The organism is Qipengyuania citrea (genome assembly GCF_009828015.1).
Lineage (GTDB): Bacteria > Pseudomonadota > Alphaproteobacteria > Sphingomonadales > Sphingomonadaceae > Qipengyuania > Qipengyuania citrea.
In genome coordinates, this window is the sequence record NZ_WTYG01000002.1 from 206,201 (window position 1) to 225,220 (window position 19,020).

General features: G+C 63.7%; 18 protein-coding genes. 12 read left to right on the forward strand and 6 right to left on the reverse strand.

Going from position 1 to position 19,020, the window contains the following annotated elements; all coding sequences use genetic code 11:
* The first annotated feature begins 48 nt into the window (after window positions 1–48).
* Window positions 49–447 carry a Co2+/Mg2+ efflux protein ApaG gene (apaG, locus tag GRI55_RS06485; RefSeq protein WP_050599272.1) on the forward strand — a complete coding sequence of 133 codons (399 nt, stop codon included), beginning with the start codon at window positions 49–51 and terminating at the stop codon, window positions 445–447.
* A 37-nt stretch (window positions 448–484) separates the two neighbouring features.
* Here the strand turns inward: apaG and GRI55_RS06490 are convergent, their stop codons facing one another.
* From GRI55_RS06490 to GRI55_RS06500, 3 genes are all read right to left on the reverse strand, one after another.
* Window positions 485–1,093: a DUF305 domain-containing protein gene (locus GRI55_RS06490; RefSeq protein WP_050599238.1), complete on the reverse strand. Its 609-nt coding sequence runs from the start codon at window positions 1,091–1,093 to the stop codon at window positions 485–487.
* Window positions 1,094–1,157: 64 nt separating this feature from the next.
* Window positions 1,158–2,684, reverse strand: a complete 1,527-nt coding sequence (locus tag GRI55_RS06495; RefSeq protein ID WP_160766609.1) for a Ppx/GppA family phosphatase — start codon at window positions 2,682–2,684, stop codon at window positions 1,158–1,160.
* Window positions 2,681–4,849, reverse strand: coding sequence for an RNA degradosome polyphosphate kinase (locus GRI55_RS06500; RefSeq protein ID WP_160766610.1), 2,169 nt, complete (start codon window positions 4,847–4,849; stop codon window positions 2,681–2,683). Before GRI55_RS06500 ends, GRI55_RS06495 begins: the two co-directional genes overlap by 4 nt.
* A gap of 132 nt (window positions 4,850–4,981) precedes the next feature.
* On the opposite strand from GRI55_RS06500, the gene GRI55_RS06505 reads away from it, so the two are divergent.
* The 4 genes from GRI55_RS06505 to GRI55_RS06520 all read left to right on the forward strand — a co-directional run bounded on the left by GRI55_RS06505 (window position 4,982) and on the right by GRI55_RS06520 (window position 8,826).
* Entirely contained in the window at window positions 4,982–5,785 is an 804-nt protein-coding gene (locus GRI55_RS06505; protein ID WP_063511389.1) for a LysR substrate-binding domain-containing protein, read from the forward strand.
* Window positions 5,786–6,003: 218 nt separating this feature from the next.
* Complete coding sequence (locus GRI55_RS06510; RefSeq protein WP_050599234.1) at window positions 6,004–7,587, forward strand: Tad domain-containing protein; 1,584 nt, start codon at window positions 6,004–6,006, stop codon at window positions 7,585–7,587.
* An 8-nt stretch (window positions 7,588–7,595) separates the two neighbouring features.
* Window positions 7,596–8,207: a TadE/TadG family type IV pilus assembly protein gene (locus GRI55_RS06515; protein WP_050599233.1), complete on the forward strand. Its 612-nt coding sequence runs from the start codon at window positions 7,596–7,598 to the stop codon at window positions 8,205–8,207.
* Window position 8,208: 1 nt separating this feature from the next.
* The gene (locus GRI55_RS06520) at window positions 8,209–8,826 is read left to right on the forward strand and encodes a TadE/TadG family type IV pilus assembly protein (protein WP_050599232.1); all 618 of its coding nucleotides are present in this window, start codon (window positions 8,209–8,211) and stop codon (window positions 8,824–8,826) included.
* A 27-nt stretch (window positions 8,827–8,853) separates the two neighbouring features.
* On the opposite strand, the gene GRI55_RS06525 is transcribed toward GRI55_RS06520, so the two are convergent.
* Together GRI55_RS06525 and GRI55_RS06530 are read right to left on the reverse strand one after the other, a co-directional pair.
* Window positions 8,854–9,498 carry a GNAT family N-acetyltransferase gene (locus GRI55_RS06525; protein ID WP_228135176.1) on the reverse strand — a complete coding sequence of 215 codons (645 nt, stop codon included), beginning with the start codon at window positions 9,496–9,498 and terminating at the stop codon, window positions 8,854–8,856.
* Window positions 9,499–9,592: 94 nt separating this feature from the next.
* The gene (locus GRI55_RS06530; protein ID WP_160766612.1) at window positions 9,593–9,919 is read right to left on the reverse strand and encodes a hypothetical protein; all 327 of its coding nucleotides are present in this window, start codon (window positions 9,917–9,919) and stop codon (window positions 9,593–9,595) included.
* Between the two features lie 94 nt (window positions 9,920–10,013).
* Between GRI55_RS06530 and GRI55_RS06535 the strand changes: the two genes are divergently transcribed.
* Window positions 10,014–10,292: a DUF1289 domain-containing protein gene (locus GRI55_RS06535; protein ID WP_197458133.1), complete on the forward strand. Its 279-nt coding sequence runs from the start codon at window positions 10,014–10,016 to the stop codon at window positions 10,290–10,292.
* 38 nt (window positions 10,293–10,330) lie between these two features.
* On the opposite strand, the gene GRI55_RS06540 is transcribed toward GRI55_RS06535, so the two are convergent.
* Window positions 10,331–11,095 carry a hypothetical protein gene (locus GRI55_RS06540; RefSeq protein ID WP_237452441.1) on the reverse strand — a complete coding sequence of 255 codons (765 nt, stop codon included), beginning with the start codon at window positions 11,093–11,095 and terminating at the stop codon, window positions 10,331–10,333.
* Between the two features lie 718 nt (window positions 11,096–11,813).
* On the opposite strand from GRI55_RS06540, the gene GRI55_RS06545 reads away from it, so the two are divergent.
* The 6 genes from GRI55_RS06545 (at window position 11,814) to tuf (ending at window position 18,923) form a co-directional block, all read left to right on the forward strand.
* The gene (locus GRI55_RS06545; protein WP_160766613.1) at window positions 11,814–12,779 is read left to right on the forward strand and encodes a toll/interleukin-1 receptor domain-containing protein; all 966 of its coding nucleotides are present in this window, start codon (window positions 11,814–11,816) and stop codon (window positions 12,777–12,779) included.
* Between the two features lie 652 nt (window positions 12,780–13,431).
* Window positions 13,432–13,917 carry a hypothetical protein gene (locus GRI55_RS06550; RefSeq protein ID WP_160766614.1) on the forward strand — a complete coding sequence of 162 codons (486 nt, stop codon included), beginning with the start codon at window positions 13,432–13,434 and terminating at the stop codon, window positions 13,915–13,917.
* 398 nt (window positions 13,918–14,315) lie between these two features.
* A complete protein-coding gene (gene rpsL, locus GRI55_RS06555; protein ID WP_006831873.1) occupies window positions 14,316–14,687 on the forward strand; it encodes a 30S ribosomal protein S12 in 372 nt (123 codons plus the stop codon).
* Between the two features lie 285 nt (window positions 14,688–14,972).
* Window positions 14,973–15,443, forward strand: a complete 471-nt coding sequence (gene rpsG / locus GRI55_RS06560) for a 30S ribosomal protein S7 (RefSeq protein WP_050599060.1) — start codon at window positions 14,973–14,975, stop codon at window positions 15,441–15,443.
* 117 nt (window positions 15,444–15,560) lie between these two features.
* Window positions 15,561–17,654 carry an elongation factor G gene (fusA, locus tag GRI55_RS06565; protein WP_050599059.1) on the forward strand — a complete coding sequence of 698 codons (2,094 nt, stop codon included), beginning with the start codon at window positions 15,561–15,563 and terminating at the stop codon, window positions 17,652–17,654.
* Window positions 17,655–17,747: 93 nt separating this feature from the next.
* The gene (gene tuf / locus GRI55_RS06570; RefSeq protein WP_160766615.1) at window positions 17,748–18,923 is read left to right on the forward strand and encodes an elongation factor Tu; all 1,176 of its coding nucleotides are present in this window, start codon (window positions 17,748–17,750) and stop codon (window positions 18,921–18,923) included.
* Window positions 18,924–19,020: the final 97 nt, after the last annotated feature.

Consider the following 19,020-nt stretch of genomic DNA (forward strand, 5'->3'; position numbering starts at 1 on the left):
TGCCCGTTTCCTTGCGCCACACGGTTGGCGCGCTAGATTGGGGGGGTGATCAAGGAGCTCTTCCAGCATGCCGCCATGACCGACGGGATTACCGTCCGGGTCGCGGTGAACTTCCTGCCCGAACAATCGCAGCCCGACGCGGGCAAGTGGTTCTGGGTCTATCACATCCGCATCGAAAACGGCTCGCACGAACAGGTCCAGCTGATGACGCGCCACTGGCGCATCACCGATGGGGCCGGGCTGGTCAGCCATGTCGATGGCGAAGGCGTGGTCGGCGAACAGCCGGTGCTGAAGCCCGGGCAGAGCCACGATTACGTTTCGGGCTGTCCGCTCGACACGCCGCATGGCTCGATGGAAGGGTTCTACACCTTCAAGGCCGAAGATGGCTCGCCGCGCGAAGTGCGCATTCCCTTCTTCCCGCTCGCCGCGCCCGCCACGGCAAACTAGGCCGCGCGGCCGCAGGCACGCAAGCGGCGCGGGCTGGCTAGCGCGCCAGGCCCGCCTCGGCTTCGACGGGGCCCGATACCGGGCGATCGAGCACGGCTTTCGCCTCGGCTTCCAGCCGGGGCGTCAATTTCGCGGTACGCGGTTCCAGCGGCGTGCCGTCCCCGCGTTCGCCATTGGCCTCGATATCGGCCAGCAGCAGTTTCATTTCGGCGATTTCCCTTACCTGTGCCTCGATGATGGCATCGGCCAGTTCGCGCACGCGCGGATCGCTGATCGCGGCGCGCTCGCTGGTGAGGATCGCGATCGAATGGTGGGGGATCATGGCCTTCATCCACGCCTCGTCCTCGACCGTGTGCTGGCTGCGCACGAGGAACAGGAACAGCGCGAAGCCAACGCAGGCGAGGGCCATCACGGCGATCTTGGTGGCGAGGCTGCGGTACATGCCCCACATGAAGCCGAGCATGATCACGATCATGGCCATGCCCATCATCAGGGCCATCCACATGCGCGTCTGGCTGAAGAAGGCGTGGTCGAGCTCCCACAGCGCCGAATATTTCAGCACGAACATGGTCACGATGGAGGTCGCGATCATGGCGAAGAAGGTGGGCCACATGCCGTGGCCGGAACTGCGCTGTTCGTCGGTCATCGATTCTCCCCTTGTCGGGAAAGCCAACGGGCGGGCGCCGCGCGTTGTTCCGGCCCGCGGGGGGTTACTCTTCTTCCTCTTCCTCGCCGCCGAACTTGAAGCTGCCGACCTTGACCTTCGGTTTAAGGCCGAGCCAGTCGGCCAGTGCCTCGAACTCGCGCATGGCGGGATAGGTGGCCAGCGCCGCGCGGCTTTCGTCGAGCCGCAGGACGAGGCTCTTCTTCTTGCGCCTCAGCGCGCTGGTGGTGAGCGACATGCGGCTGCCGCCGCCCAGCCGCCGGGCGAGGCGGTAGCCCAGGCCCCAGGTGATGCCTTCACGCAGGTCGTCGTCACTTGCCAGTTCGCTCAGCTTCTCGGGCACGTCGGTGCGGCCCATGCTGCCGAACAACGCGGCGCAGATCATCGCGCGGCCGCGCGCGTCGAGGTCGATCCAGCGCTTGCCCAGCGGCCATTCGATCGCATGGCTGACGCGCAGGTTGGGTTCGACCCGCTGCAACGCGCCCGACAGCTGCGCGGCGGCCAGCCGCAGCCGCTCGTTGACGCTGCCATCGCCATCGGTGAGGCTGACCGTCCAGGCGGACAACAGCGTCGCATCGGTGATCGAGGCGTCGCGCGGCGAGGCATAGGCGGTAACCCCCGCGAGCAGCGGGTCGGCCTTCATCTGCGCCGGTTCGAGCCGCGCGTAGAGCAGGCCCTCGCGCAGGCCCCAGGACGAGAATATCAGCTCCTCGGGACCGATCGTATCGAGCAGCGGGCGCAGCAGTGCGGCGGCGTCGGGCAGGTAATGCGCACGCATCGCGCTGATGCCCGAGATCTCCATCAGCTGCTCGGGGTCGGCGGCGACCAGCTCCTGCGCCAGCCGGTGCGCGTCCTCGGGGGCGAGGGAAAAGCCGTGCGGGTCGGTCAGCGGATAGTCGAAATAGCGCATCGCATAGGCCGCCAGCGCGCGCCACGTGCCGCCGATCATGTACATCGGCCCGGGGTGCGCCGCGGCCCAGCCGGCCAAGCCGAGCTGCTTGCGCACCGCCTGTTCGAACGCTTCGGACCCGCGCGCGCGCAGGGCCGGCAGGCGCAGCGTGCCGAGCTGCAGGCTGGCGGCCTCGTGGCAGCTGTTGTCCGCCACCGAGACGAGTTCGAGGCTGCCCCCGCCGAGGTCGGCAACCACGCCGCGCGCGCCCGGGAACGCGCCGAGCGCGCCCATCGCCGAGGCGGTGGCTTCCTCCTCGCCCGAGAGCAGGCGCGGCTCCAGGCCGAGCGCGGCCACCCTGGCCAGGAATTCGCTGCCATTGGTCGCGTCGCGCGCGGCGGCGGTGGCGACGGTCTGGACGTCCTCCACCCCCAGGTCATGCAGGATCAGCGCATAGCGCGCCAGCGCGGCGAGCGCTTCCTCGGCGGCTTCCTCGGGGATCGCGCCACTATCCGCCAGATCGCGGCCGAGCCGGGCGGAGACCTTCTCGTTCCACACCACTTCAGGCGCGCGCGCGGTGCCTTCGTAGATCACCATGCGCACGGTGTTCGAACCGATGTCGATGACCGCGCGCGGCGGCTGGATCAGGCGGCGCTGCCACTTGGCCGAACGCGACTTGTTCATTCGCTCGTTCCTCCCAGCGTGAGGCGCGGGACCTCGTGCTCGGCCAGCGCCGCACCGCGGCCCGACAGCGAGGGGTTGGCCATGAAATACTGGTGGCAGTTGAACCCGCCGTCGCCTTGCCGCAGCCGGTGGTACTGGCCATCGGGTTCGAGCTGCCAGCTCTGTTCGGTATCGAGGATATTGGCGAGCATGACCTGTCCCAGCACCTGATCGTGCACTGTCTTGTTGGTGATCGGCACCATCACCTCGACCCGCCGCAGCAGGTTGCGGCTCATGGCGTCGGCGCTGGTCAGATAGACCTTCGCCTGCCGGCTCGGCAGCGCCTTGCCATTGGCAAAGGCCCAGACGCGCGAATGTTCGAGAAAGCGGCCGATGATCGACTTGACGCGGATGTTCTCCGACACGCCCGGCAGGCCCGCGCGCAGGCTGCAGATGCCGCGCACCATCATGTGTATCTCGACCCCCGCCTGGCTGGCTTCGTAGAGCTTGTCGATCATCGGCCGGTAGGTGATCGAATTGAGCTTCGCCCAGATCCCCGCCGGCTTGCCTGCGCGCGCATTGGCGATCTCGGCGTCGATCAGGCTGAACAACCGCGCCTGCAGGTCGATCGGCGACAGCGACAGCTTCTCCAGATCGTCGGGCTCGATATAGCCGGTGATGAAATTGAACACCTTGGCCGCGTCGCGCCCCAGCGCCGGATCCGCGGTGAAGAAGCTGAGGTCGGTGTAGATCTTGGCGTTGATCGGGTGGTAATTGCCCGTCCCGAAATGGCAGTAGGTGCGATAGCCGTCCTCTTCGCGGCGCACCACCAGGCTGACCTTGGCGTGCGTCTTCCATTCGGTGAAGCCGTAGATCACCTGCACCCCGACGCGTTCTAGCTCGCTGGCCCACTGGATGTTGCGTTCCTCGTCGAAACGCGCCTTCAGCTCGACCACCGCGGTCACTGCCTTGCCGTTCTGCGCCGCCTCGATCAGCGCCGCGATCACCGGCGACTGGTCGCCCGCACGGTACAGCGTCTGCTTGATCGACATCACCGCCGGGTCGCGCGCGGCCTGCCGCAGGAAGTCGACCACCACGTCGAAACTCTCGAACGGGTGATGGATCACGAGGTCCTTCTCGCGAATGGCGGAAAAACAGTCGCCGTCATGTTCGAGGATCCGCTCAGGATAGCGCGGGCTGAAGGGTTCGAATTTCAGATCGGGCCGCGGTTCGTTGCAGATCGTGGCGAGATCGGCGAGGCCGAGCATCCCGCCCGACTTGACGATCATGTTCTCTTCCACCTCGAGCTCCTCGCGCAGCATCGTCTCGGCGATGTCGTCGCATTCGTCGTCGAGTTCGAGCAGCACGGTACGGCCGCGGCGGCGCCGCTGGATCGCCGTGCGGAAGTAGCGCACGAGGTCCTCGGCTTCCTCCTCGACCTCGATATCGCTGTCGCGCAGCACGCGGAACACCCCGTCGCCGAGCACCTTGAAGCCGGGGAACAGCTGGTCGGCAAAGCGCGTCACCAGCTGTTCGATCGCGACATAGATCGCCTTTTCCCCCGGCACCCGGACGAAGCGCGGCGCACCGCTGGGGATCAGCACCATTTCGATCAGGTCGGCCTGGCGCTTGCCGCGCTTGAGCCGGAAGATCACGCCGATCCCCTTGTTGGCGACGAAGGGGAAGGGGTGGCTGGGGTCGATCGCCTGCGGGGTGATCAGCGGCAGGATGTCGCTTTCGAAATATTCGGCCAGCCAGTCCTGCTGTTCGGCGGCCAGGGCGCTGGCCGGGGCCAGCACGATGCCTTCTTCGGCCAGCAGCCCGCTCAGCCGGTCGAGGCTCTCCTGCTGGCGGTCTTCCAGCCGCAGCAGCTCGTCGCGGATCGCGGCCAACTGCTGGCGCGGGCTGGCCCCGTCGATCGCCTGCGTTTCGATCCCGCGGTTCACCTGGCCTTCCAGCCCGGCGATGCGGACCATGGTGAACTCGTCGAGATTGCTCGCCGAAATCGACAGGAAGCGCAGCCGTTCGAGCAGTGGATAGCGTTCGTTCTCGCTTTCGGCGAGCACGCGGCGGTTGAACGACAGCCAGCTCAGCTCGCGGTTGGTGTAAAGGTCCTGCGCGGCGGCCGGGACGTCTTGCGATCCGGCATCATTGGCCGGCGCCTGGGGGGAGGTTTCTGCAGTCATGGTGGTGCGGTGTGGAACATGGTCCTCGCATATGACGGTTGCGCGACAGTGTGGCCGACCGGCGCGCTAAAGGAAAGGGCGGGCGGTGGCATCTTGTTTCCTGCGGCTGCCGCATTTATGTCGCAACGCGCAATGAAGCGTACACACCTGCCTCTCAACGCCCTGCGCGTTTACGATGCCGCCGCGCGGCATCTCTCCTTCACCCGCGCCGCGGACGAGCTGGCAGTGACGCCCGCCGCCGTTGGCCAGCAGATCCGCGCGCTCGAGGATCACCTCGGGACGGTGCTGTTCCGCCGCACCAGCAAGGGGCTGGAGCTGACGCAGGAAGGCGCCGCGGGCCTCGACGCGCTGCGCGAAGGGTTCCTCAAGTTCGAGGAAAGCGTCTCCGCCATGCAGGCGGGCCAGGCTTCCGACAGCTATACGATCGCCTGTCCGCGCGAATTCTACGCGCAATGGCTGGCTCCGCGGCTGGCAACCTTCGGCGAGGCGAACCCCGATATCCGTTTCACCTTCGTTGCCGACGAGAACGCCGATTTCACCGAGGCGAACCTCGATTGCGCGATCCGGCTGGTCGACGGGCCGGGCGACCTGCAGGGCATCGAACTCGACGAGGCGCGCCGCGTCACGGTGGCCCGGCCCGCGCAGCACGGCGGCGCCCCCGACCAGTGGATCGATTGGGGCCTGCCGCTGCAGGACGGGATTGCGGCGCATGTCAGCGTGTCCAACGCGGGCCAGGCGCTGTCCTCGGCACTGGCCGGGCTGGGCAAGGCGATCCTGCCCGAACTGCTGGTCAAGGACGCGATCGATGCGGGCCGGCTCGAAGTGCTCGACGGGCCGCACACCGGCACGCGCGCCTACTGGATGGTGGCACCGACGCCGCAATGGCGGACCAAGAAGGTCCGCACGCTGGTCGAATTCCTGTCTGCGGAACTGTAATCCGGCCGCGCGCGGCGCGCCCCGAGCCGTCACGGCAGGCATCGCCGAAGACGGCGGCCGGATAGCGCCCGGCTCCCCCGTTCCACCCGCCGCGCGGCAGGCGCGACCGCGAGCGCATGGTGAACCGATTTCAACCGGTTCTTAACCCGCGCAGGTAAGGTGATCTTAACGGTGCAACGGTTAGTCCGGGGCCACAGGGGGCTGGCTTTGTGAACCGTATGCTGCAAAATCTTCGTACCGACACCAAGGGCAACGCGCTGGCGATTTTCGCCGCAGCCTTGGTGCCGCTTGTCCTTGTGGTCGGCAGCGGGCTCGACCTGAGCTTCGCCTACATGGCGAAAGCCAAGCTGCAAAACGCCTGCGACGCCGCGGCGCTCGCGGGTCGCCAGTCAATGGACGGCACCAGATGGACGAGCGCGAACGAAGCGGAAGCCGATAAGTTCTTCGACTTCAACTTCCCCGAAGGAACGCTGGGCGCGCGCGACCGGGTCTTCGATATCGGCAAGGATCCCCTCGACAACACGCAGCTCCTGGGCGAGGCAAGCGCCACGATCCCAACGATGCTGATGTATATTTTCGGCTATGACGCAATCCCGATCGAGGCCGAGTGCAACGCCAAGCGCGACTTGGGGCATAACGACGTGATGCTGGTGCTCGACACCACGGGGTCGATGGCCCAGCGTCCCTCGACCGGCGGAAGCAAGGACAAGATCGAACTGCTGCGCACGGGCACCGCGGGGCTGTTTCGCGCGCTCGACGATACCAGCAACGGCTCGATCACCCGCTTCGGCATCGTGTCCTACTCGCATACGGTGAACGTCGCGGGCAGTCTGGGAAATCACGATATTCTCAAGGACCAGCTCTATGCAGGCGAGGAATGGGAGCAGACCGTTTGCTACCAGACCAGATCCGGCTGGTGGTGGCAGACTGATTATTGCACGACGAACACCTACGACGACGAAGACGATGCCCCGAGCCGCGGCTATAGAGACCAGAGCAGTACGCGGCGGACCTATACCTACGATCCGCAGTACAAATATCCCGGCGACGTGACCGTCAAGATTGGGGACACCAAGTGGGATAATCGGCGCGGTTTCCGGGAAAGCACCGAAGGTTGCATCGAGGAACGCTCGAGTGTCGGTCAGCCGGGCAGCCCGGTAACCATCCTGCAGACGGTGAGCCAGGCTGACATCGACGAAATCGCTTCGAACAACGGCAACAGCGCCGCCTATCAGTGGGGCCGCTACGATCCGGACAGTCAGAACGGCCAGTCGCAGAACGGGTGCCCGTCGCAGTCGCAGAAACTGAAAACCTACGCGTCCGAAACCGCGTTCCAGAACGCCGTGAATGCCGCCACCGCCAACGTCACCGGCGGTACCTATCACGACATCGGTATGCTGTGGGGGGCACGCTTCCTGTCGCCGACGGGTATGTTCGCCTCCGAAAACCCGACGCAGCACGGCATCGTGCCGGTCAACCGCCATATCGTCTTCATGACCGACGGGAAGCTCGATACCGGCGATACGCTGTATTCGGCCTTCGGCGTCGATCGCTATCACAACCGGATCCAGGGGTCGCAGTCGCAGACGACCAAGCACATCAACCGCTTCGACTCGATATGCGACCGCGTGAAATCCACCGGCACGACCATCTGGGTGATTGCGCTCGACGTCACCGATACCGACGATATCGAAGACTGCGCAACGACCTCCGACCATTTCTATACTTCCGACGGATCGGACCTCGAGAGCATCTTTGAACGGATCGGTCGCGGGATCGGCAATCTGAGGCTGACGCGGTGAGGCAGGCGATGTCCAGGCTGCGCGGCATCCGCCGGGACGATAGCGGCGCGACGATCGTCGAGTTCGCGATCATCCTCGTTCCGATGGTCATCCTGCTGATGGGCGGGATCGAACTGGGGTACAACAGCTACGTGCGCTCGGTCCTGCAGGGGTCCCTCAACGATGCGGCGCGCCGGGCCGCGGTGGAAGCCCCCGCGATCAACGCTTCGGGTTCGACAGTGGAGGAAAAGGTCGAGAACCTTATCCGCGGCACGGTGCGCAAGGTCTCGCCGAATGCGACGGTAAACGTCACCCAGCAAAGCTATTTCGATTTTTCGAACATCGGGAACCCGGAAAAGCTGATGACCGATCACAACAGCAACGGCCAGTTCGATGCCGCCGACGGCGACTGCTGGGAAGACGCGAACGGCAACGGCCAGTTCGATACCGATGCGGGCAAGACCGGGCAGGGCGGGGCCGAGGATGTCGTGCACTATGTCGCCGATGTCAGCGCGCCGCGGTTATTTCCGCTTCACGCGTTCATTCCCACGATCAACCCGACCATCGAATTCGAACTGCAGGCTGCAGTGCGCAACCAGCCCTTCGGGCAGCAGGCCAACGCGGCGGTGATCTGTGCTTGAGATGCTGCGCTCCCTGCGCCGCGACAGCCGCGGCCTCGCCCTGACCGAGTTCGCCTTTGCGGCGCCGATCTTCCTCACACTGGTGCTGGCCGGTCTGGAACTGACGAACCTCGCCCTGGCCCACCTGCGGGTCAGCCAGATGGCGATGACCGTGGCCGATAATGCGGGCCGCGTGACCTCGGGGATCGACGAAGCCAATATCTACGAAGTGTTCAGCGGGGCGGAAGCGAATTCCAGCGCGCTGGGGTTCAAGGAAAACGGCCGTATCGTGCTGTCCAGCCTCGAGCACAACGGGCGCTCGGGCAGCAGGGAAGGGCAGACCATCGTCTGGCAGCGCTGCTGGGGCGACGATACGGCTGTCTCGTCGTCCTATGGCGTCGAAGGCGACGGCAAGAACAACGACGACCTCGAGTTCGGGATGGGCAATGGGAGCAACACGATCACTGCGCTCGAAGGCACCGCGGTGATGTTCGTCGAGGCGACCTACGACTATCAGCCGCTGGTCGACACCGGTTTCTTCGATCCGCCGACGATCCGCTACGAAAGCGCGTTCAACGTGCGCGGGCGCCAGAACAACGAGATCAGCAACACGCAGAACCTCGACGAGATGGACTGCTGAGCGCAGCCCGCGCGGTTCCCGCCGTTCCTAGCCTGCAGGGCCATCGAAATGCGCGAAGATGTCGCTCACCCCGGGCGGGTGGCGTTCCTCGCGCAGCCGGTCGAGCGCGGGAGCGACCTCGAGCCGGTATTCGGCCTGCGGTCCGTCCTGCCCGACATGCACCCCGCCGAGCCGCTTGATGAAGCTGCGCGCGGCGTCGTTTTCCGACAGTACATGCGCCCGCAGCGCCTCCATCCGGCCCGCCGCGGCGTCGATCAGCAGCGTCGCGGTGAGCAGCCGGCCGACCCCGAGCCCGTGATAGGCATCGACCACCCCGACCGAGAATTCCGCCACCGCGTCGCCCGCATCGGGGCGCATCGCGTGGACCACGCCCATCGCCGGCTGCGCGGGATCGGTCAGGTCGAGCGCGCCCCAGGCGAGGTGCAGCACGCCATCGGCATCGAGCAATCGTTCGATCACCCAGTCGGGCGGGCTCGCCCCGCCGGAGAAGAACCGCAAATAGCGCGAGCGCGGGCTCATCGCCGCGATGCCGGCGCGCAGCCGTCCCTCGTCGCCGGGGGTCACAGTGCGGATGCAGATCGCGCGCCCGTCTTCCAGCCGGGTGACGATCGACGCCTCGCCGCAATCGTCCGGCGCGCGCAGTCCCGCAGGTATGTCGCCGCTGTCGGCCATCGATCCTCTCCACGCTGTGCGGCACTCGCCGCGCGCGGCCGAGCCTAAAGCCATTCGCCGCGCCGCGCCAGCACCTCCGTCGCCCAGGGAACGCTTACCCGGCCGAGCCCCCGCGCAGCCACGCCAGCGCGCCCGCCGCCATGCCCTTGAACTTGGGCCAGCCGTCCGGATCGTCCGCCAGCGGCGCGCAGGCGAGCGCGGCATCGCCGGGCAATTGCCACTTGATCCGGTGATACAGCTTCGAGCGGCTCAGCGGCGAGCGGATCAGCCACAGACCGTCGGCCAGCGGATGCCCGTCGCCATGCAGGTCGAGCGGTCCCGCGGGCGCGGCCTCGGGGTCGTGCCACACGAGGTACAGTGCCGCCGCGTCCCCGGCGGTATCGGTGGCTGCGGCGGGCGAATCGCTTGCGGTTGGCGGCATCGTCGATCTCCTTTGTAACCCAAAGGTAAAGGCCGCTTCGTGGTTCCACCTGCTTGACCGACTCGCGGTGCCATTTTACCCCGTAGGCATGACCTTGGCCTCTCCCTGTATCGGCGTTTGCCGCCTCGATCCGGCCCAGACCTATTGCACCGGCTGCGGCCGCAGCTGGGGCGAGATCGGCGAATGGACCGTGGCGAGCGAGGCGCGCCAGCGCGAGATCCTCGCCGCTGCCGAGGTGCGCGCCGCCGCCGCGCTGGCCGGCGATCCGCCCACGGGCGTGCTGCGGCTGGAACGCCGCGCGCCCGCGCACACCCCGCGCGACATCACGCATCTGGTCGACCCGATGACCGGCGGCCGCGCGCTGCAGCGCTGAACCGTTCCGCCATCTCCCCGGCGCCTTGCGCATAGCGGTCAGAACGGCGGGTCCGCTTCCATCTCGGCCAGGATCGTCCGCGCGCGGCGCACCGCGGCATCGTCCCACGCGGGCAGCTGCGGCTTGCCCTCGGCGTCCTCGGCCTCCCACGCATCGGTGATGTCGCCCGCCCTGGCACCGGCCGCCTGCCGCTGGCGCCACAGCCGCCGCCGGCGGAAGGTCTGCAAGGCGATCGCGCGCGCGGCGACCTCGTCCTGCAAGGTCCGCTTGATCTCGGCTACTTCGGCGCGCGCCTGCGCCGCCAGCTCCTCCCACACCGGGTGGCCGGGGCCGACCTCGCGCGCCTGCGCGCCGTAACGCGCGGGCAGGCGGTGCGCGAGGAGGAAGCGCAGCAGCGCATTGTCGGGCTTGTCCCAATGGCCGAGGATCTCGCCGCCCGAGACGATCGGCGTGCGCGTGCCCAGCAGCGCGCGCTCCATCGCCATGTCCTCCAGCCGCGCCGCCCCGCGCTCGAGCGCCGCGTCCCAGGCAGACGCAAACCCCTCCGCCCCCGGCCGCGCACGCAGCTTGTACAGCGCCTCGAGGCTCTTCCCGATCCGCTTGGCCGCCACCTTGACGATGCCCGTCGCGGCGAGCGTGGCGACGAAGCGGCGTTGCAGGTCTGGCGTGATTGAATTGCGGCGCGGGGCCGTGTGGAGGAAGGGCGCGAAGCCGAGGAGCGGGTCGTCGTCCTCGGGCTCGGGCGCGGTGTGTGCGACGACGGAGGTGGCTTGGCGCGCGATCTTGCGGGTGGGTTCGGTCATGGCGAAAGTCTCCGAGCCGCAGGCGAGGCAAGGCCGACCGGCCGCCCGAGCCTATGCGAGGAAGCCAAGGCGCACGGATGTGCGCCGCCCGGCGTTTGAGGGCCAAACAAAAGACTTGAGGAGATGGGTGGCTTTTCATCAGTCATTGCGAGGAGCCGCAGGCGACGCGGCAATCCAGTGAAGGCGTTCCGTGCCGCTCTGGATTGCTTCGCTGCGCTCGCAATGACTGGGGGTGAAAGCGGCGCGCAATATCCAGGTAGCGCGCAATCGGAGGGCATCGCGCCGTCGCGGCGCGCACCAAGAAGCGAAGACACCAAGGGTGTTGTGGGGCGAGGGTGGTCCATGATCACCCACAGGATGCAAATTTCAGGCGAGTAGGAAAATGGTTTCTAGCTGGCGGGCTATCCGAGCCGGGCTCGGAGCTGAAGGTGGAGAGGGCGCGCAGCGCCAACGCGAGGCAAGGGCGACCGCCCGCCCGAGCTTATGCGAGGAAGCCAAGCGACGCGGACGCGTCGCGCCCGGCGTTTGAGGGACGAAAGCAAAAACTGCGGAGTAGGAAAATGCAATCAGGCTGGCGCTCGTTCCGAGCTGCATGCGAGGCGAGGGAGATCGGTCAGTTGCACTCAGTTTTACTATATATTTTTCCACACGTCTTGCATCTCAGGGGGGATGTTTCCAACATGTTCCATGGAACTAAGCTCAGTTTTTGGGGGGCATCTTGGCGCGCATATTTTTCTCTTACTCTCATGCCGATGAGGCGTTGCGCGACCAATTGGAAACGCAACTGGCTCTGATGAAGCGTCAGGGTTTGATCGAAACTTGGCATGATCGCAGGATACCCGCTGGAAATAATTTCGAGCATGAGATTAGTTCAAATCTCGAATCTGCCGAGATCGTGTTGCTATTGGTGAGCCCCGATTTTTTGGCATCGGATTACTGTTACGATATCGAAATGGGTCGCGCCTTGGAGCGGCATAAAACGGGCGAGGCGAAGGTCATTCCGGTGATCCTCCGTGCCTGTGACTGGCACGGCAGCCCATTTGGTAAGCTCAATGCCGTTCCTCGGGATGGTAGGCCGATAACTCAATGGCCTGATCGAGATCAGGCGTTTTTGGAAGTCGTGAAAGCCATTAGGAATGGTTTGCCGAATAGCGCCGCGAAGCAACCGATAGAAGTCAAATCAGCGTCCGCTTTGCAGCGCAATACAGTCGCGGTTGAGCAAGGTCCGCGATCAAGCAATCTCCGTGTTGGAAAGGACTTCACTGACCGCGATAAAGATAAGTTTAAGGTCGAAGCCTTTGAGTACATGGCAAAATTTTTTGCCAACTCACTTTCCGAACTCGAGGAAAGAAACGAGGGGATTGAGTGCGATTTTAGAAGGCTGGATGGCAATAGGTTTGCTTCGTCAATATATATTAATGGGAACTCGGTGGCTAAATGCACCGTTTTTATGGGGGGGGATCGCTACATGGGGAGCGGAATTTCCTTCGTCCATGGGGAAACAAACTCGTCAAATAGCTATAACGAGAGTTTAGCGGTCCAATCCGACTCCTCGTCAATGTATCTTGCGCCATCTGGTATGGCTGCAATGGTGCGTGGAGAGGACGGTCAGCGTCTCACAATGCAAGGCGCCTCAGAGCTGTATTGGGCATTGTTGATGCAGCCGCTCCAAGGCCACGAGTGATGGTCGTGGTTCGAGCCGAAAGTTTTGGGTGTGGGAGTTTGGCTGATGTAGTCGAAACGTCGCTGGTCTTGGCTGCGGAGCCAAATAGGCATGATTTTCTCGTCGGTGTCAGCGACCAAGGCAAGTTCGCAATAGCGATTAATGACGCTGGAGGATATCGAGCTTTCGAGTGTAGTGGTAATACACCTCATTCCGGCATTATCATACCTAAATTGATCTTTGAGATTGACCTCTCAAGCCCCGCCGAACCTTATGCTATGCCGGCAGGAGCGATGCTCAGAAGTAGCCAAAATTTGCTTATGGCGACTGCAACGGAGCGATTTTCGACTGGTGCGATCGGTCCCGTAACATTGCTAGGTGGGCTTCCTTCGTCGCCAAGCGGGGCCGCGATTTCCTTTCCCAATTGGACGATTTCGATTCAGGATGGTCCCAGTAGGGTGAGGCTGTATTCCAGTGAATCTGGCAGAGAAGTTGGAGTGTAAGCATTGCCTGTCTCAATACGAAAAAGATGTAACAATTGCGGTTATCGCTTTACAACCGACGTATTGACTGAGGAAGAGGTTGCTCAGGCCGAACGTGATAGGCGTCGCACATCTGCTGTTCGCTGTCCGGAGTGCGGTCGGACAGATTTGAGAAACGGATGGGAATAGGGATGTTGTTGAAGGGTATTGTGCGTGTGGTCGGGCGGTCTGATCTAGAGGTCGGAAAATTCTATGCCAGCTCGTTTCCAGACGATGAATATCAAGTCATTCAGATTATCAATCATGTATTGCAGGATGGCGAGCAGTCTAAGCTCGCTGTTATCTACCCACAGGATGGGGGCTTGCCGTCGATAGGAGAAATCCCGTCAATTGAGGTTTACTCCGAGTTTCCTGAGGTCTCGATCCGAATTGATCCTATGTCCAGAACTGGTTCTTGCTTCGATCAAGCTCTGGCAAAAGGATTGTTTATCGTGAGCGGTGAGAATGCCATTTTGCTAGCAACTCCGCCTCGTAATCTCGGTTGGCAATCATTCTCCATCACCGCAAGCGTGACACTCGACGCTCATGACATGCGCGATTGGTGTTCTTTCTCGGATTGGAAGCTGGTCACGATCGAGGGGGATGAGGAGAAGGTGCTCTACTCCGCCCACCCTTGACCGCGCACCCCCATCCAACTATGTGCGCCCCCATCCGGTGCAGGAACCGCCTCGCGTGATTCCCTCACAGGGCAGATAGAGCTGAACATTGCCGGTCATGTCCCGGAGCCTGGTGCGTCATGCGCCCGGGCTTTTTCTATTGCAGCGATCCCTCTGGGAACGCTCGGGGCAGCCGTCAAAGTAACCCGGTGGCCATGTGGGCCGTGGGTGGAGTGATTCAGTTCAGTCGTCATTCCAGCGAACGCTGGAATCTCGTGCCGCTTGCGTCGCGCTTGCGGAAACAGACCCCAGCCTGCGCTGGGGTGGCGCTGGACCAAATCACACCGCCGATAACCCGCTAGTCGTCACCTTCAACGCTTTGGCCCATCCGGGCCGGGCACACGGTGAAGAGAGAACTCATGCCGACGATCAACCAGCTGGTCCGCAAGGGCCGCGTTCCGCAGAAGGCCAAGAGCAAGGTCCCTGCGATGGAACAGAACCCGCAGAAGCGCGGTGTCTGCACCCGCGTCTACACGACGACCCCGAAGAAGCCGAACTCGGCTCTGCGTAAAGTGGCCAAGGTCCGCCTGACCAACCAGCGCGAAGTCATCTCCTACATCCCCGGCGAAGGCCACAACCTGCAGGAACACAGCGTCGTGCTGATCCGCGGCGGCCGTGTGCGCGACCTTCCCGGCGTGCGCTACCACGTCCTGCGCGGCGTGCTCGACACGCAGGGTGTCAAGGACCGCAAGCAGAGCCGTTCGAAATACGGCGCCAAGCGGCCTAAGTAGGGTTTTTGTTTTCGGGTGCGGTCGACACATCCGTGTCGACCTCTGCGCCAGCCCGTCTCCCCCTCCCGACCACCCATGGCATTGTCCGATAGGGTGGTCGGGAGAGGGAGCCGGGCCGACACAGAGCCCGGGAATTGGTTTTCACGCGGATCCGGTTCGATCCTCCTCCCGGCTACCCCATCGAGGTAGTCTCTGGGTGGCCGGCCAGAAGGTCGGAAAGATGGAGCGGGCCGGAGCCGCAAGGCGAAACGGAGGTTTCGCCGCACTCCGAAGGAGTTTGAAAAAATGTCACGTCGTCGTCGTCCCGAGAAGCGGGAAATCCTGCCCGATCCCAAGTTTGGTGATCAGGTGCTGTCGAAGTTCATGAACAACCTGATGTATGACGGCCGCAAGGCGGTTGCCGAAGGCATCGTCTACACCGCGCTCGACGTGGTCGAGGCCAAGGCCAAGGCGAACCCGGTGGAAATGTTCCACACCGCGCTGGAAAACATCAAGCCGCAGGTCGAAGTGCGCAGCCGCCGCGTCGGCGGTGCGACCTACCAGGTCCCCGTCGAAGTGCGTCCCGAACGCGCCCAGGCGCTGGCCATCCGCTGGCTGATCTCGGCGGCACGCAGCCGTCCGGAAACCACCATGTCGGCCCGTCTCTCGGGCGAGCTTATGGATGCGGCCAACAACCGCGGCAATGCGGTCAAGAAGCGCGAAGACACGCACCGCATGGCGGACGCCAACCGCGCCTTCTCGCATTATCGCTGGTAGGGCGCCCTGCTTGTAAGGCCGGGGGAGGGGGTTTCCTTCCCCGCGGTCTTCAAGCGGTCATACTGATACCCATATGGGGCGTGCAGCTGCGCTAACCCCGAAATCGAGGAAATCCACATGGCTCGCGAATATCCGCTGGAGCGGTACCGCAACATCGGCATCATGGCCCACATCGATGCCGGCAAGACCACCACGACCGAGCGTATCCTCTACTACACCGGCAAGTCCTACAAGATCGGCGAAGTCCATGACGGCGCCGCGACGATGGACTGGATGGAGCAGGAGCAGGAACGCGGCATCACCATCACCTCGGCCGCGACGACCACGTTCTGGCAGAACGAGGACGGCAAGGGCGAGAAGCACCGCATCAACATCATCGACACCCCCGGGCACGTCGACTTCACCATCGAAGTCGAACGCAGCCTGCGCGTGCTCGACGGTGCGGTTGCCGTGTTCGACGGCGTAGCCGGGGTCGAACCCCAGTCCGAAACCGTCTGGCGCCAGGCCGACAAGTACGGCGTCCCGCGCATGTGCTTCATCAACAAACTCGACCGCACCGGCGCCGATTTTTATTATTGCGTGCAGTCGATCATCGACCGTCTCGGCGCCACCCCGCTGGTGCTCTATCTCCCGATCGGCGCGGAAAGTGATCTGTCGGGCGTGGTCGACCTCGTGAATAACCGCGGTATCGTCTGGGAAAACGACGGGCTTGGCGCTGACTTCAAGTATGTCGACATCCCCGCCGACCTCGCTGACAAGGCCGCCGAATATCGCGAAAAGCTGATCGAGACCGCCGTCGAACAGGACGACGATGTCATGGAAGCCTATCTTGAAGGCGAAGAGCCCGACGCAGCGACGCTCAAGAAGCTGATCCGCAAGGGCACCATGGCGCGCGACTTCGTGCCCGTGATCTGTGGCTCGGCGTTCAAGAACAAGGGCGTCCAGCCCCTGCTCGACGCGGTGGTCGACTACATGCCGAGCCCGCTCGACGTGCCGGCCATCAAGGGCGTGCTGCCCGACAGCGACGAAGAGCAGACGCGCCCGTCGTCGGACGAAGCGCCGTTCTCGGCCCTGGCCTTCAAGATCATGAACGACCCGTTCGTCGGCTCGCTCACCTTCACCCGTGTCTATTCGGGTCACCTGACCAAGGGTTCGGTCCTGAACTCGGTCAAGGAGAAGAAGGAAAAGATCGGCCGCATGCTGCTGATGCACTCGAACAATCGCGAAGACATCGATGAGGCCTTCGCGGGCGACATCGTGGCGATTGCCGGCCTGAAGGAAACCACCACCGGCGACACGCTGTGCGATCCGGCCAATCCGATCATTCTCGAACGGATGGAGTTCCCCGAACCGGTCATCGAGCTGTCGGTCGAACCCAAGACCAAGGCCGACCAGGAAAAGATGGGCGTCGCGCTCAACCGCCTGGCTGCCGAGGATCCCAGCTTCCGCGTGTCGACCGACCACGAAAGCGGTCAGACGATCATCAAGGGCATGGGCGAGCTTCACCTCGACATCCTCGTCGATCGCATGAAGCGCGAGTTCAAGGTCGAGGCCAATGTCGGTGCGCCGCAGGTGGCTTACCGCGAATATCTCGGCAAGCCGGTCGACGTCGACTACACCCACAAGAAGCAGTCGGGTGGCTCGGGCCAGTTCGGCCGCGTCAAGGTCAAGGTCACCCCGGGTGAGCGCGGCCAGGGCTTCGTCTTCGAAGACGAGATCAAGGGCGGTAACATTCCAAAGGAATACATCCCCGCGATCGAGAAGGGCTTCCGCGAGCAGGCCGAAAGCGGCCATCTCGTCGGCTTCCCGATCATCGACTTCAGCGTCACGCTGTACGACGGTGCGTATCACGATGTCGACTCGTCGGCGATCGCGTTCGAAATCGCCGGTCGCGGTGCGATGCGCGAAGTGGCCGAGCGTGCCGGTATCAAGCTGCTCGAGCCGGTGATGAAGGTCGAAGTCGTGACTCCCGAGGACTACCTCGGCGACGTCATCGGCGACATCAACTCGCGTCGTGGCCAGATCCAGGGCACCGACAGCCGCGGCAATGCCCAGGCGGTCGATGCTTTCGTCCCGCTGGCCAACATGTTCGGCTACGTGAACGAGCTGCGTTCGTTCACTCAGGGCCGTGCGCAGTACTCGATGCAGTTCAGCCACTACGACGAAGTGCCGGCCAGTGTCGCGCAGGAAGTCAAGGAGAAGCTTGCGTAAGCCAGCTTTGAGGTCTAGGGGCGGCGCCTGATTCAGCGGGCGCCGTTTCCTCCCCGCAGAAATCCCAAATTTTAAGACAGAGGTTATTGGAAAATGGCGAAGGAAAAGTTCGAGCGTAACAAGCCGCACGTCAACGTGGGCACCATTGGTCACGTCGACCATGGCAAGACCACGCTGACCGCGGCGATCACCAAGGTCCTCGGTTCGGCCGTCGACTTTGCTAACATCGACAAGGCGCCCGAAGAGCGCGAGCGTGGCATCACCATCTCGACCGCACACGTCGAGTATGAAACCGACAACCGCCACTATGCGCACGTCGATTGCCCGGGTCACGCCGACTACGTGAAGAACATGATCACCGGTGCTGCCCAGATGGACGGCGCGATCCTGGTCGTGAACGCAGCCGACGGCCCGATGCCCCAGACCCGCGAGCACATCCTGCTTTCGCGTCAGGTCGGCGTTCCCGCACTGGTTGTCTACATGAACAAGGTCGACCAGGTCGACGACGAGGAAATCCTCGAACTCGTCGAACTGGAAGTTCGCGAACTGCTGAGCGAATACGGCTTCGACGGCGACGATATTCCCATCGTCAAGGGTTCGGCTCTGGCCGCTCTCGAAGGCCGTGATCCGGAAATCGGCGAAAACTCCATCCGTGAACTGATGGCTGCTGTCGACGAGCACATCCCGCAGCCGGAACGTCCGGTCGACCAGGCATTCCTGATGCCGATCGAAGACGTGTTCTCGATCTCGGGTCGTGGTACGGTTGTCACCGGCCGTGTCGAAACCGGCGTTGTGAACGTTGGCGACGAATGCGAAATCGTCGGCATCAAGGACACCACCAAGACGACCGTCACCGGCGTTGAAATGTTCCGCAAGCTGCTCGATCGCGGCGAAGCCGGCGACAACATCGGTGCGCTCATCCGCGGTGTTGCACGTGACGACGTCGAGCGTGGCCAGGTTCTGGCCAAGCCCGGTTCGGTTACGCCGCACACTGAGTTCAGCGCAGAAGTCTACGTCCTGTCGAAGGACGAAGGCGGCCGTCACACGCCGTTCTTCGCGAACTACCGTCCGCAGTTCTACTTCCGCACCACCGACGTCACCGGCGAAGTGATCCTTCCCGAAGGCACCGAAATGGTGATGCCGGGCGACAACGTGACGATCAACGTCAAGCTGATCGCGCCGATCGCCATGGACGAAGGCCTGCGCTTCGCAATCCGCGAAGGCGGTCGCACCGTCGGCTCGGGCGTCGTGGCCAACATCACGAAGTAAGCTTCGTCGATCACAGTCAAATCGCGGGCCCGCTCCTCGTCACGAGGGGCGGGCCTTCGTTTTATGAGAGCGTGCTAACCGTTCTTCGGGCACGGGT

Coding starts and splice junctions, on each gene's coding strand:
- tuf (WP_160766615.1), top strand. CDS start 17,748: ATGGCGAAGGAAAAGTTCGAGCGTAACAAGCCGCACGTCAACGTGGGC.
- rpsL (WP_006831873.1), top strand. CDS start 14,316: ATGCCGACGATCAACCAGCTGGTCCGCAAGGGCCGCGTTCCGCAGAAG.
- GRI55_RS06500 (WP_160766610.1), bottom strand. CDS start 4,849: ATGACTGCAGAAACCTCCCCCCAGGCGCCGGCCAATGATGCCGGATCG.
- GRI55_RS06550 (WP_160766614.1), top strand. CDS start 13,432: ATGTTGTTGAAGGGTATTGTGCGTGTGGTCGGGCGGTCTGATCTAGAG.
- GRI55_RS06540 (WP_237452441.1), bottom strand. CDS start 11,095: ATGACCGAACCCACCCGCAAGATCGCGCGCCAAGCCACCTCCGTCGTC.
- GRI55_RS06490 (WP_050599238.1), bottom strand. CDS start 1,093: ATGACCGACGAACAGCGCAGTTCCGGCCACGGCATGTGGCCCACCTTC.
- GRI55_RS06520 (WP_050599232.1), top strand. CDS start 8,209: ATGCTGCGCTCCCTGCGCCGCGACAGCCGCGGCCTCGCCCTGACCGAG.
- rpsG (WP_050599060.1), top strand. CDS start 14,973: ATGTCACGTCGTCGTCGTCCCGAGAAGCGGGAAATCCTGCCCGATCCC.
- GRI55_RS06495 (WP_160766609.1), bottom strand. CDS start 2,684: ATGAACAAGTCGCGTTCGGCCAAGTGGCAGCGCCGCCTGATCCAGCCG.
- fusA (WP_050599059.1), top strand. CDS start 15,561: ATGGCTCGCGAATATCCGCTGGAGCGGTACCGCAACATCGGCATCATG.
- GRI55_RS06530 (WP_160766612.1), bottom strand. CDS start 9,919: ATGCCGCCAACCGCAAGCGATTCGCCCGCCGCAGCCACCGATACCGCC.
- GRI55_RS06510 (WP_050599234.1), top strand. CDS start 6,004: ATGCTGCAAAATCTTCGTACCGACACCAAGGGCAACGCGCTGGCGATT.
- GRI55_RS06525 (WP_228135176.1), bottom strand. CDS start 9,498: ATGGCCGACAGCGGCGACATACCTGCGGGACTGCGCGCGCCGGACGAT.
- GRI55_RS06515 (WP_050599233.1), top strand. CDS start 7,596: ATGTCCAGGCTGCGCGGCATCCGCCGGGACGATAGCGGCGCGACGATC.
- GRI55_RS06505 (WP_063511389.1), top strand. CDS start 4,982: ATGAAGCGTACACACCTGCCTCTCAACGCCCTGCGCGTTTACGATGCC.